Origin of the sequence: Conexibacter sp. W3-3-2, assembly GCF_009707605.1 — a bacterium.
In the GTDB taxonomy this organism is placed as follows: domain Bacteria; phylum Actinomycetota; class Thermoleophilia; order Solirubrobacterales; family Solirubrobacteraceae; genus Paraconexibacter; species Paraconexibacter algicola.
Window position 1 is genome coordinate 836533 of sequence record NZ_WLYW01000001.1, and the last position, 12272, is coordinate 848804.

10 protein-coding genes and 1 pseudogene are annotated in these 12272 nt (G+C 71.5%); 1 reads left to right on the forward strand and 10 read right to left on the reverse strand.

Annotated elements, in window-relative coordinates; translation table 11 throughout:
* Window positions 1-11: 11 nt before the first annotated feature.
* Genes GKE82_RS04215 through GKE82_RS04240 form a run of 6 tightly spaced genes read right to left on the reverse strand, consistent with a single transcriptional unit; the run spans window position 12 to window position 5596 of the window.
* Window positions 12-1400 carry a hypothetical protein gene (locus GKE82_RS04215; protein ID WP_154732415.1) on the reverse strand — a complete coding sequence of 463 codons (1389 nt, stop codon included), beginning with the start codon at window positions 1398-1400 and terminating at the stop codon, window positions 12-14.
* 23 nt (window positions 1401-1423) lie between these two features.
* Complete coding sequence (locus GKE82_RS04220; protein WP_154732416.1) at window positions 1424-1969, reverse strand: DUF4333 domain-containing protein; 546 nt, start codon at window positions 1967-1969, stop codon at window positions 1424-1426.
* Between the two features lie 20 nt (window positions 1970-1989).
* Window positions 1990-2706, reverse strand: coding sequence for a hypothetical protein (locus GKE82_RS04225; protein ID WP_154732417.1), 717 nt, complete (start codon window positions 2704-2706; stop codon window positions 1990-1992).
* Entirely contained in the window at window positions 2703-4055 is a 1353-nt protein-coding gene (locus GKE82_RS04230) for a hypothetical protein (protein ID WP_154732418.1), read from the reverse strand. The genes GKE82_RS04225 and GKE82_RS04230 overlap by 4 nt, the downstream gene beginning before the upstream one ends.
* A gap of 33 nt (window positions 4056-4088) precedes the next feature.
* Complete coding sequence (locus GKE82_RS04235) at window positions 4089-4850, reverse strand: hypothetical protein (protein WP_154732419.1); 762 nt, start codon at window positions 4848-4850, stop codon at window positions 4089-4091.
* Entirely contained in the window at window positions 4850-5596 is a 747-nt protein-coding gene (locus tag GKE82_RS04240; protein ID WP_154732420.1) for a hypothetical protein, read from the reverse strand. The genes GKE82_RS04235 and GKE82_RS04240 overlap by 1 nt, the downstream gene beginning before the upstream one ends.
* Before the next feature lie 249 nt (window positions 5597-5845).
* Between GKE82_RS04240 and GKE82_RS04245 the strand changes: the two are divergent.
* Window positions 5846-7082 (forward strand): annotated as a pseudogene (locus tag GKE82_RS04245) (IS256 family transposase).
* A gap of 601 nt (window positions 7083-7683) precedes the next feature.
* Here the strand turns inward: GKE82_RS04245 and gcvPB are convergent.
* The 4 genes from gcvPB to gcvT form a co-directional block, all read right to left on the reverse strand.
* Entirely contained in the window at window positions 7684-9195 is a 1512-nt protein-coding gene (gene gcvPB, locus GKE82_RS04250) for an aminomethyl-transferring glycine dehydrogenase subunit GcvPB (RefSeq protein WP_107570838.1), read from the reverse strand.
* A 110-nt stretch (window positions 9196-9305) separates the two neighbouring features.
* Window positions 9306-10706, reverse strand: coding sequence for an aminomethyl-transferring glycine dehydrogenase subunit GcvPA (gene gcvPA, locus GKE82_RS04255; protein WP_309233402.1), 1401 nt, complete (start codon window positions 10704-10706; stop codon window positions 9306-9308).
* Between the two features lie 31 nt (window positions 10707-10737).
* Window positions 10738-11124, reverse strand: a complete 387-nt coding sequence (gene gcvH / locus GKE82_RS04260; RefSeq protein ID WP_107570506.1) for a glycine cleavage system protein GcvH — start codon at window positions 11122-11124, stop codon at window positions 10738-10740.
* Window positions 11125-11173: 49 nt separating this feature from the next.
* On the reverse strand, window positions 11174-12253 hold the full coding sequence (gcvT, locus tag GKE82_RS04265; RefSeq protein ID WP_309233403.1) for a glycine cleavage system aminomethyltransferase GcvT: 1080 nt from the start codon (window positions 12251-12253) through the stop codon (window positions 11174-11176).
* Window positions 12254-12272: the final 19 nt, after the last annotated feature.

Sequence of the window (12272 nt, forward strand, 5' to 3'; positions counted from 1 at the left end):
GCTGGTGCCGATCACGGCCCCGTGGCCAGGACGGTGAACGTGAGGGTCTTGCCGTAGGTGCCGGAGCGCAGCGGCTCGTTCGCGGCGATCTTCTGACGGATGTCGACGGACGTCGTCTGGAGCGTCGGGCCCGTGATCGGGTCCGTCAGGGTCGTGAGGAAGAGCGGCGCCCGCCCGATGGCCTCGTAGCCCGCCGCGCCGACCCGTGCCTCGAGCTTGCTCTGCAGCAGGCCCGGGGTGCCCTGGGCCGGGTTGATGAGGTAGCCCGGGTCGTCGCCGAGGTCCTGCACGGTGACCGTCGAGGGACCGGCATCCGACGTGACGCTCAGGGTCAGGGACCCGGTGTAGTCGAGGTTCGTGTCGGACGGCCGGAAGCCGAGGCCGTTGTTGATCAGCTCGCCGCTCCCGCTGATCGCCAGCGACACCGTCGGGATGACCACGGTGTAGCTGCGGCTCGCGGTGGTCGACGTCCCCCCGTTGGAGGCGGTGACGACGATGTTGTGGGTGCCCAGCGACGAGGTCGGCAGCAGGTCGCCGTCGGCGATCGGGGTGCCGTCCACGGTCGCGGTGCAGCTCGTGGCGTCGGTGCAGCCGAAGTCGATCGGCACGCGACGGTCGAGGCCGATCCGCTCGCCCAGGATCGGCCGGGAGATCGTCGCGGTCGGCGTCGGGACGGTGATCGTCGGTGCGACCGAGTCGCCGGCCACACGGGTCCGGAAGGTGAAGGACCCGCCGGCCGGGATCGTGGCGCGCTGCTCGATCAGCATGCGCGCGTCGCCCGAGGTGACCGTCGGCACCGGGCCGGCGTAGCTCAGGGTCGCCGTGAAGTCCTCGGGATTGATGCCCGTCCAGCGGCCGTCGGGGGTCTGCCCCGAGATGAAGGTGTAGAACCCGGCGTTGCCGGTCTGGCGCAGCCCGTTGGCCCCCTCGACCGCCGTGCTGTTCGACTCCCGCGCGGGGATGTCGAGGTCGACGTAGTGGTAGTAGGCGTAGGTGCGCGGGACGGCCTCCTGGTTGGTGACCGTCACCGCCCGGGTCATGTAGCCGGTGGCGCCGGCGTCGGTGACGCTGACCGTGGTGGCGACGGCCGTGCCGGCATCGCCGGACGGCGCGCCGTTCGCGGTCGCGGTCGACCCCGAGACCGTGGGCGTCGAGTACTCGATGAAGCGCTTGCTGGTGTCGACACCGATCCGGGCCACGCTCATCGTCTCCCGGAACAGGTCGTTGCGGCCGTTGATGAGCTGCAGCGTACCGAGCACCCCGTTCGCGCTCACGTTAGCTGCGACGTCACCGTCCTGGATCTGCTGCGCTGCCGACAGCCCAGGGGTCGCCGCGAGCACGACGATGGCCGTGACGGCACCTCGAGTCAGCGTGCGCTTCATGAAGTTGAACTCCCGCATGTGTATCGGTCCCCGTTTCCTGCTCAGGCCCTGAGCGTGAACGTGACGCGCCCTGAACCAAGCTGCGTCACGTCGTAGATGTATCCCTGACGTCCCGTGTCAGAGGTGGTCCCGTCCCCCGCCGCCTCGGTGCCGTAGCACGGGAAGCGGTCCCCCGCCTTGACGGCGCGGCGGAACGGGCAGGTGAAGTCGGCGATCGCCCCCTGCTTCGTCACCAGGTCCTCGGCGATGCGGTACTCGATGTCGCGCAGGAGCAGCCCGAGGGGGGCCGCGACGAACCCGCCCTTGGTCGACGTGAACCGTACGCGGATGGTCGTGGCGTCGCCGGTGGCGAAACGCGCCTTGCACCGCGAGATCGACCCGGGCGCGTAGCGCACCGTCGTGTTGCACTTCACGCTCGTGGCGGTGATGCGGAAGGTCGTCGTCAGACGCTCGGCGAGCCGCTTGGCGAAGACCGTCCCCTTGACGGTCGTGCCGGTGGTCGTCGTCGATGTCTGTCCGTGCGTGGCGGCCGGCGCCAGCAGCAGGGCTGCGGCGGCGAGCGCGGCGATGGTCGTCCGTGTGGGCATGCTGCTCCTGGTCTCCTCGGTCACGGCACCGGCGGTGCGATCGTGACCATGACGTGCTTCTGGCGCAGGTCCTTGACCTGCTGGCCCTTGCGGACGCGCTGCGTGAGCTCGACCCGCACCGGGCTGTTGGTGACCGCGTCGTCGAACTCGACGAGCGGCGGGCGCACGGGCTCGCTGAGCGCCTGACGGCGCCCGTCGACCGCGGCGACGATCGGCAGTCCGAGCCGGCCGGCGCTCGTGGCGATCCGTCCACGGGCGGCTCCCGTGCTGTCCGCGTCGTCCGCGCCGATCGTCACGCGATCGGTCGTGGTGACCCGGACGACGAGCGTGCTGCGCAGCTCCCGCAGCTCACCGACGAGGTCGGGCGTGAACTCCCAGCTGGTGGGCGTGCTGATCGCCGCGCCGATGATCCGACCGACGACCAGTCCGACGCCGCCGCCGAAGTCCCCGCCGGTGCCCTCGGGCACCGGGGTGGGCGTGGGCGTCGGCTCCGGGTCGGGCGTCGTGGTGACCTTGATGCCCTCGTCGGGAGCCGGCGTCGGCTGCGGCGTCACGACCGGTTCCGGATCGGTGGACGGCCCGGACGGCCCCGTGGGGTCGGTCGGACCGGCGACGCCGGTGGGACCGGTCGGACCCGTCGTGGCGGGGTCGGGGTCCTGCGCCCACGCTGGAGCGCCGGTACCGACCATCGCCAGGACCACGAACAGCAGCAGGGATGTCAGCCCGCCGCGCTTCACCGCACGATGATCCGCTGGGTCACGCGCGCCGCCGAGCCCGTACGCGGGCGGTAGCGGAACTCGATCTCACGGGTCGTGTAGTTCGCCGGGTTGAACCAGGTGATCTCGCCGCGCGTGCGCACCGAGGCCCCGGACTTCGACACGGCCTTGCCGCCGATGCGGTTGACGACCTCGATCGCCGTTCCGCGCGGGGCGATGACGCGCTTGCCGTTGGACAGGCAGGTCAGCTTGCCGCGGAAGCGGTAGCGGCGACCCTTCTTGAAGATCGGCACGCCGCGCCGGTCACGGCTGGCGGGACGCTGCGACAGCACCATCGTCAGGCGCGGGCTGAGGCAGCGGCCGGGGGCCGAGGTGAGCGGCAGCGACTCGGCGCCGACGAGGCCCTCCTGCAGGCCACCGCCGATGTTGATCGCGACCGAGGTCGAGCCGGGGCGCGCCGCCGAGTTGTCGACGCGGACGTCGCGGTTGAGCAGCTCGACCGCGTTGCCGGAGATGTCGGTCAGGGTGACGACGAACCGGTGGTTCCCGTTCGCCAGGCCCGTCGTGTCGACCGTCAGGGCCGTGTTCCCGGTCTTCGGGCACGCGACGCCGACCGGGAGGTCGTAGCCGGCACGGGCGGGGCCGATGTCGACGCAGGACGCGCCGGCGAGGTCGGCCGTCTGGCGGAGCACGCCGTCGACGGTGAGCTCGGCCTTGAGGAGCCCGAGGCCCTGGTCGCTGGCCTGGACGTTGATGCTCGCGGTGCCGCGGGCGGGCTCGGTGAGCCCGGAGACGCTCCCGTTGGGCGGGAACGCGTCGTTGACGGTGAGCGAGAGCGACCGCACGTCGACCGTCGGGAAGCCCGTGGTGCAGGTCGTCGGGGCCTCGCAGCTGAGCTGGGCCTGGACGAAGTCACCGGAGGCGGCGCCGCCCGTGCTGAGCGTGCCGTTGGCGGTGCCGTCCGAGGACAGGCGCTCCTCGACGGACGCGCCGGTGCCGGTACGGAGCCGGTAGGCCCCCGGCTGCGCGCTCGCGGTGCCGAAGCTGCCGAGCGTGCGCTCGATCGCCGCGGAGGTCACCGTCACGCCTCCCGGCGAGGTGATCCGCCAGGCGGCGAGGCTGCCGTTCTGCGGGGTGCTGGAGGTGAACGCCAGCCGCAGGCCGTCGCTCGCCCCGGAGCCGGAGCAGCCGCTGCCCGTGGTGTTGGCGATGGCGCTGCCGTTGCCGAGGGCCAGCAGGCCGTCGGTGCCGAGCGGGGCGCCCGTGGGACCGTGGCAGCCCCAGAGCGTGGCCGTGCCGGCCTGGGCGCTCCCGGCCGCGGCCAGGGCGATGGCCGCCGCGAGCGGGGCCGTGAGGAGGAAGTTGCGCATCGTTGGTTCTCCTGATGACGGTCGGGTCGGCGGCTACCCGCCGACGACGACCTGACGCTTGACGTTGGCCACGACGCGGCCGCCCTGGCTGAGGCGCGCGGTGAGGGTGTAGGTGCCGCGGTTGAAGCCGCGGGTGCTGAGGACGGGCACGTCGACGGCGTAGCCGGGCAGGACGCGGACGGCCTGGATCGAGCCGCTGCGGCTGCCGGCCGCGTTGGCGAGCCGGTAGGTGCCGGTGATCGGCGCCGCGGTGTTGCCCGCGTTGCGCACGGACAGCTGGAGCACGCGCGAGCGCACGGCGGCGGTGCCGGCCTGGACCCGGAGACGGCGACGGGCGGTCGACGGGTTCAGCCGCAGCGCGCCGATGAGGCGGTAGCTGACCTTGACCTGCCCCTTCTTCTGGCCGCGCGGGGTCGCGATGAACTCGGCGTTGCCGTACAGCGAACCCGTCGACGGCATCGACGTGAGGTCGACGCGCACGGTCCGCGAGCCCCGGGCGGGCAACGCGAAGCTGCGGGTGGAGAGCTTGACGCCGGTCAGGGACCGGCTGCGGTCGGGCGTCACTGCCCCGGTACGGGACTGCAGCCAGGGACGCGCCGCGACGCGGACGTCCACGGTCCGGCTGAGACCGTTGGTGATCGTGATCTGACCCACGCGACCCTTGGCCGCCTGGCGCTCGATGATCGAAGGAGAGAGCGTCAATCCGGACGCCGCCCCCGCGTCCTGCCGCCCGAGAGCGAGCGGCAGGACGAAGGCGACGCCGGCGAGCCCGGTGAGGAGCTGCCGGCGATGCATTACGGCGTGCTGGTCGAGAGCGTGAACAGGACCGGCATCGCGTACTGGCCGGTGCGGATCGGCTCGTTCGGGACGATCGACTGCTTGAACGAGACGCCGACCGACTTGTTGGTGACCGGGTCGTTGATCGACGCGATCTGGACCGGCGGGTCGGACTGCATGGACGCGTCCGTCACGGTGCCGGTGATGTTCGGGTCGACCGAGGTCGAGCTGATCTTCAGCGGCGTGTTGAGCGTGTACGGGCCCGTCACGTTGTTGTTGACGAGGAAGCCGCGACGCGCGTTGCCGACGGGGCTGCCCGCATCCTCAGCGGTCAGGTACGCCTGGTCGGCGGTCGAGACGATGGTCAGCGAGAGGCTGCCCGAGTAGTCCTCGTTGGCCGCGCTGGTGTTCGGACGGAACGCGCCGAAGCCCGAGTTGGTCAGCGTGGTGGTGCCGACGTTGGTCGGGGTGAGCGTCAGGACCGGGGCGACGTTGCCGACGACGGTCGTGGTCGACGTGGTCGACGTGCGGACGTCGAAGTTCAGGCCGAAGCAGTGGATGCCGTTGTTGTCCAGAACACGGAGGTGGTACGTCCCCGCCGTGGTCGGGACCGCGGACGGCGACACCGTGGTGCCCGGGCCCGAGGTGCCGCAGCCGGCCGGCTGCGGGCCGGAGACGATCTGCAGCGTCGTCGGACCGACACCGGAGAAGGCGACGTTGCCCGCCGGCGACTGGCCGATGAGGAAGTAGTCGTTGATCCCCACCGGAGCGTCGGTGATGTTGTTCAGGGTGACCGACGCGCTACCGGCGGTAGCGGTGATCGTGGCGGCGTTCGCCGCCGGCGCGACCGCGCCGACAGCGGCGACCGCCGCGGCCGCGACAAACGCGCGGCGCAGGTGAGGGTCACGTCGGTAGAAGTGGTGTAGGAGGACACCGGGTCCGGACGTAGTCCGACCACCGTGGTGTCCATGCTCGTCGGTCCCTTCCACAGGATCGATGAATGGAGCACCACGATGGCCGAGGACCGGATGATGACCCCTGCCGATGTCGTTGCGCGAGCGATGAGCGGCGAGCACGGAGATCTGTTGCGCGACGCGGTCGCGCTGGTCGTGCGTGAGTTGATGGAGGCCGAGGTCGCGCAGCTGACCGGGGCGGGCCGCGGTGAGCGGTCCGAGGACCGCGTCGCGAATCTCAACGGGTACCGCCAGCGGGCGTGGGACACCCGGGTGGGGGAGCATCGAGCTGGCGATCCCCAGGACGCGGTCCGGGCCGTCGTACTTCCCGAGCTTCCTGGAGCCTCGGAGCCGGTGTGAGCAGGCGATCGTGAGCGTGGTGATGGAGGCCTACGTCAACGGCGTCAGCACCCGCAAGGTCGATCGGCTGGTGGAGCAGCTGGGGATCGGGGCGATGAGCAAGGACCGCGTCAGCCGGCTCTGTCGTGATCTGGACGAGCTGGTGGCCGAGTTCCGTGAGCGCGAGCTCACGGACGCCTATCCGTACCTGTGGCTGGATGCCAAGCACGTCAAGGTCCGCGAGCGCGGCCGGGTTGTCTCGAAGGCGCTGGTGGTCGCCTACGCGGTCAATCAGGACGGGGTGCGGGAGGTGATCGGCCTGGATATCGGCCAGGTCGAGTCGGGCCCGTTCTGGGTGGCGTTCCTGCGCTCGCTGAAAGCCCGTGGGCTGCACGGGGTGCAGCTCGCGATCAGCGACCACCACGAAGGCCTGAAGGCGGCGATCGCGCAGGTCCTGGACGCGCCGTGGCAGCGCTGCACCGTGCACTTCGTCCGCAACATGCACGGCCACTGCCGCCGCAACGAGCGCGGCCTGATCAGCGCTGGCCTGCGCGAGGTCTTCCAGGCCGCCGACGGCACCGAGGCGCGCCGCCGCGTCGGCGAACTGCTCGATCGCCTCGCACCGGTCGCTCCGAAGGTCTGCGAGCTGCTCGATGCTGCCGAAGAGGACCTCCTGGCGTTCTACGCGTTCCCGAAAGCGCACTGGAGCAAGCTGCGCTCGACCAACCCGCTGGAACGGGTCAACAAGGAGATCGGCAGGCGTTCGGATGTCGTCGGGATCTTCCCCAACGACGCGTCCGCGATCCGGCTCTGCGGCGCCGTCCTGATCGAGCAGAACGACGAGTGGCTGACCTGCCGGCGCTACCTCTCCGAAGAGTCGATGGCGGTCGTCCTGGCGGGCCCCATCGAGGACGCCGACGAGGTCCACGACCTGGAGGTCGCGAGCCTTGCGGCCTGACCCCCTCCGCTGGAGGCTGCACGCGTTGGGGGTCTCGCCTCGGCTCGCCCTCCGGGCTCACCTCAGCGACACCCCCAACGCGATCCGAGAGGAGAAGAGCCCCCTCCACACGGCCTGACACGCCGCGATGTACCCGACGAGCGAGCTACACCACAACACGCGACTTGACTCAGGTGAGACGTCATTGAGATTCCTCTCGTCGGACCCTCCGGGCTGCGCCGATGTCGATGCACGCGGATTGCTGACCCGTGCACCTGACTTCCGTCCCCCGCCCCCGGCTGACCTATGGATGTTTGGACCTCCGGTCCGGGCCGCTCATCCTCGCGGTCCGAAACTGGAGATCCGGATTATAGCGACTCGCGCCGACGTTCCACAAGTCCCGGTGGATTCCCTGCACGAAAACCTGGTCCGTCGGACGGGCCAGGTGTCTCGTATCGGACGCGCGGCGGGGGAATCGCACGTCCTGCGCGGGACGAATGACGCTCATGCACCGTGTCCCACCCCACACAACGACGTGATCCACAACGACCTCGACCGCCATTCGGCGGTCGAGGACTACGTCATATGTCGTGCGTACTTCTGCGCGCGCGAACGCGCCAGGTCAGGCCGGCAGCGGCTGCCGGATCACCGGCTGCTTCGCCGCGGCGGCCTCGTCCAGGCGGCGGACGGGCGTCGTGTACGGCGCGTTCTGCGCGATCGAGGGGTCCTCCTGCGCCTCGCGCAGGATCGCGACGACCGCGTCGGCGAACGCGTCGAGCGTCTCCTTGGTCTCCGTCTCGGTCGGCTCGATCATCAGCGCCTCGTCGACCAGCAGCGGGAAGTACACCGTCGGCGGGTGGAATCCGTGGTCCAGCAGCCGCTTGGCGAGATCGAGCGTCTTGATCCCGAGCTCCTTCTTCATCGGCGCGCCCGACAGGACGAACTCGTGCATGCAGCGCTCGCCGAAGCCGAGCGGGAGGTACTCCCTGACGCCCTCGGCCTGCAGGCGGGCCAGCAGGTAGTTCGCGTTGAGCACCGCGGTCTGCGACGCCTCCTTCAGCCCCTCCCCGCCCAGCGAGCAGATGTAGGAGTAGGAGCGCACGAAGCAGCCGTAGTTGCCCTGGAAGCCGCGCAGCCGCCCGATCGACTTCGCCCCGGGCGCCCCCTCGGGCAGGCCCTCGGCGACGAGGTCGAAGACCGGGCCGTCCGCGCTGTCGGTGCGACGGATCACCGGCGTGGGCAGGTACGGCGCGATCCGGTCGCTCACCGCGATCGGGCCGGAGCCGGGGCCGCCGCCGCCGTGCGGCTGCGTGAACGACTTGTGCAGGTTGTAGTGGACGATGTCGAAGCCCATGTCGCCCGGGCGCGACACGCCCATGACCGCGTTGAGGTTCGCGCCGTCGTAGTAGAGCGTCGCCCCGACCTCGTGGACGATCCGCGAGATCTCCTCGATGTTCGGGTCGAAGATCCCCAGCGTGTTGGGGTTCGTGAGCATCAGGCACGCGACGTCGCCGTCGGCCTTCGCGCGCAGGTCGTCGAGATCGACGCCGCCGTCGGCGTTCGTGCCGACCTTCACGACGGTGTAGCCCGCCATCGTCACGGTGGCCGGGTTGGTGCCGTGCGCGGTGTCCGGGGTCAGGACCTTGGTGCGGACCTCGCCGCGGTCCTCGTGGTAGGCGCGCGTGACGAGCAGGCCGGCGAGCTCCCCGTGCGAGCCGGCGGACGGCTGCAGGCAGACGTGCGGCAGGCCGGCGACCTCCCCGAGCGCGCGCTCGAGGTTGTACATCAGCTCCAGCGCGCCCTGCGACCGCGACGGGTGCTGCAGCGGGTGCAGCCGCGCGTGGCCGGGCAGGCCCGCGACGCGCTCGTGCAGCCGCGGGTTGTGCTTCATCGTGCACGAGCCCAGCGGGTAGAAGCCCGAGTCGAGGTCGAAGTTGCGGCGGCTGATGCGCACGTAGTGGCGCACGAGCTCCGGCTCGGACACCTCGGGCAGCCGCGGCGGCGCCATGCGGCGCAGGCCCGCGGGCAGGAGCTGCTGGGGGTCGACCTGCGGGACGTCGAGCTCCGGGCACGTGAACGCCCGTCGGCCGGGCGCGCCCTTCTCGAAGATCGTGACGACGCGGTCGCGCTGCATCGGCGTCTCCGCCGTGGGGACGGACGGCGCCGTGGGCGACGCGGTGCCCGCGTCGGTGCCGAGCTCGCCGTCGGCGAACTGGCTGGCGGTCTGGGCGGACGGCAGCTCGCTCATGCCGGGACCTCCGTGCTCGTCGTGGCGGTGGCTCGCTCGGCCGCCACGGCCTCCGCGAGGACCTCGGCGAGGCGGTCGATCTGCTCGCGCGTGCGCTGCTCGGTCAGGGCGACGAGCAGGCCCGTCGGGTGCCCGCCCTCGTCGCGGCCGAGCGGGTAGCCGGGGTTGTAGCCCGCCGCGCAGCAGCGCGACACGACCCGCTCGACGCCCGCGAGGCCGTCGACGTCGAGGTCCAGCGCGAACTCGCGCACGACCGGCTGTTCGTGCAGCGTCGAGACGCCGTCGACCGCCGCGAGCGTCGTGCGCGCGTAGTGCGTGCGCTGCAGCAGCAGCTCGCCGAGCTCGACGATCCCCTGCCGGCCGAGCCAGCTCAGGTACACGACGCCGCCCAGGGCGTTGAGCGCCTGCGAGGTGCAGATGTTCGACGTCGCCTTCTCGCGGCGGATGTGCTGCTCGCGCGTCTGCAGCGTCAGCACGAAGCCGCGGCGGCCGTCGACGTCCTTCGTCTCGCCGGCGATGCGGCCGGGCATGCGGCGCAGGTAGGCCTCGGTCGCGCAGAAGAAGCCGAACGACGGGCCGCCGAAGTCGAGGCGGTTGCCGAGCGCCTGGCCCTCGCCGACCGCGACGTCGACGCCGCACTCGCCGGGCGGGGCGAGGATGCCGAGCGTGATCGGGTCGTACTGCCCGACGACGACCGCGGGCGAGTTCTTCGCCGCGTCGGCCAGCGCCTTGGCGTCCTCGACCGCGCCGAGGAAGTTCGGGTTCTGGAAGAACACGGCGCTCGTGTCCTCGTCGATCGCGGCCGCCCACGCCTGCGGGTCGGTGACGCCGTCCTTCAGCGGCACCTCGACGACCTCGATGCCGTAGCCGACGGCCAGCGTGCGCAGCGTCTGCGCGGAGTGCGGGTGCAGCCCGGCGCTGACGACGAAGCGGCCCTTGCCGTTGGCGAGCTTCGCGAGGTAGCCGGCGGCCGCGACCGCGGACGGCCCCTCGTAGACCGACGCGTTGGAGACCGGCAGGCCGGTCAGCTCGGTCATCGCGGTCTGGTACTCGAACATCACCTGGAGGCCGCCCTGGCTGATCTCCGGCTGGTAGGGCGTGTACGGCGTGAGGAACTCCGAGCGGCTCATCAGCATGTCGATGAGCGCCGGCACGTAGTGGTCGTACATGCCGGCCCCGAGGAACGTGACCTCGTCCTCGGCGGAGACGTTCTTGCGGGCGAGCTCGAGCAGGTGCGCGTACACGTCCTGCTCGGGCAGGCCCGCCGGGAGGTCCAGGCCGCCGTCCAGGCGCACCCCTTCCGGTATGCCGGCGAAGAGCTCGTCGATCGAGCCCACGCCGATCGCCGCGAGCATCTCGCGGAGGTCGTCGGGGGTGGTGCTGATGTAGCTGCTCACAGGCGGTCTGTCCCTCGGGTGCGTCGGGTTCTCAGGAGAGCGTCGCGACGTAGGCGTCGCGGTCCAGCAGGGCGTCCTTCTCGGCGGGGTCGGAGAGGCGGACCTTCACCATCCAGCCGGCGCCGTACGGGTCCTCGTTGACCGCCTCGGGCGTGTCGCCGAGCGCCTCGTTGACCTCGACGACCTCGCCGCTCAGCGGGGCGATGACGTCGGAGACGGCCTTCACGGACTCCACCTCGGTGTACGGCTCACCGGCCGTCACGGTGCTGCCGACCGCGGGCGCCTCGAAGAAGACGACCTCGCCGAGGGCGTCCTGGGCGAACCAGGTGATGCCGAAGGTGGCGACGTCCCCGTCGATCTGGGCCCAGTCGTGCTCGGGGTGGTACAGGAGGCCCTCGGGGTAGCTCGCGTCGGCCATGGTGGTGGTCTCTCTCCTCGTGTGTGGCGGGTCGGTGCGGCTGCGGAGGCTACGCGGCCGGTCGGGCGTACAGGGGCTTGGCGGACACGACGGCCTGCCGGGTCCGGCCGCGGACGTCGATCTCCAGCGCGGTGCCGACCTCGGCGCGGTCGGCGGGCACGTAGGCCATGCCGACGCCGACCTCGAGCGAGGGCGACATGGTGCCGCTGGTGACCTCTCCCCCGCCGAGCACCGGGTTGCCCTGGCGGGCGATGCCCCGGTCGGTGATCGTGAACGCGACGAGCCGCTCGGCGGGACCCTCGGCGCGGACGCGCGCGACGGCCTCGGCGCCGATGAAGCCGGTCTCCTCCTTGCAGGCCCAGCCCAGGCCGGCCTCGATCGGCCCGCGCTCCTCCATGAGGTCGTTGCCGTAGAGGTGGAAGCAGACCTCCAGGCGCAGCGTGTCGCGGGCCGCGAGCCCGGCGGGCACGGCGCCGCGACGGACGACCTGGTCCCACACGTCGGCCACGACCTCGGGGGCGCAGAGGATCTCGACCCCGTCCTCCCCGGTGTAGCCGGTGCCGCAGACGAGCGCGTGGTGGCCGGCCAGGCGCGCCGAGCCCGCGGTCATCCGGGACGGCAGCGGGCCGTCGGCGACCGCCTGCACGATCTCGCGCGCGAGCGGGCCCTGCACGGCGATCATCGCGTGCTGGTCGGCCTGGTCCTCGACGGCGACGTCGGGGAACGCGCGGGCCTGCTCCTGGAACCACGCGAGGTCCTTCTCGTGGTTCGCGGCGTTGGTGACCGTCAGGTAGGTGTCGGGCGCGAGCCGGTAGGTGAAGAGGTCGTCCAGGACGCCGCCGTCCTCCTTGCACAGGAGGCTGTACTGGGCGCCGCCGACCGCGATCTTCTCGACGTCGTTGGAGAGCACGCGCTGCAGGAACGCGAGCGCCTGCGGGCCGGAGGTCTTGATCTGCCCCATGTGGGAGACGTCGAACACCCCGGCGGCGGTCCGCACCGCGAGGTGCTCCTCCTTGATCCCGGCGTACTGCACCGGCATCTCCCAGCCCGCGAACGGGACGATCTTCGCCCCCGCGGCGACGTGGGTCTCGTAGAGCGGGGTGCGCCTGAGGGTCTGCGCCTGGGTCACCCGCTCCACGGTATCGGAG

What these genes read in the sequence shown, in the direction of transcription:
- GKE82_RS04220 (WP_154732416.1), bottom strand. Translation starts at nt 1,969, where the DNA reads ATGCCCACACGGACGACCATCGCCGCGCTCGCCGCCGCAGCCCTGCTG.
- GKE82_RS04235 (WP_154732419.1), bottom strand. Translation starts at nt 4,850, where the DNA reads ATGCATCGCCGGCAGCTCCTCACCGGGCTCGCCGGCGTCGCCTTCGTC.
- gcvPB (WP_107570838.1), bottom strand. Translation starts at nt 9,195, where the DNA reads ATGCAGCGCGACCGCGTCGTCACGATCTTCGAGAAGGGCGCGCCCGGC.
- GKE82_RS04230 (WP_154732418.1), bottom strand. Translation starts at nt 4,055, where the DNA reads ATGCGCAACTTCCTCCTCACGGCCCCGCTCGCGGCGGCCATCGCCCTG.
- GKE82_RS04215 (WP_154732415.1), bottom strand. Translation starts at nt 1,400, where the DNA reads ATGCGGGAGTTCAACTTCATGAAGCGCACGCTGACTCGAGGTGCCGTC.
- gcvH (WP_107570506.1), bottom strand. Translation starts at nt 11,124, where the DNA reads ATGGCCGACGCGAGCTACCCCGAGGGCCTCCTGTACCACCCCGAGCAC.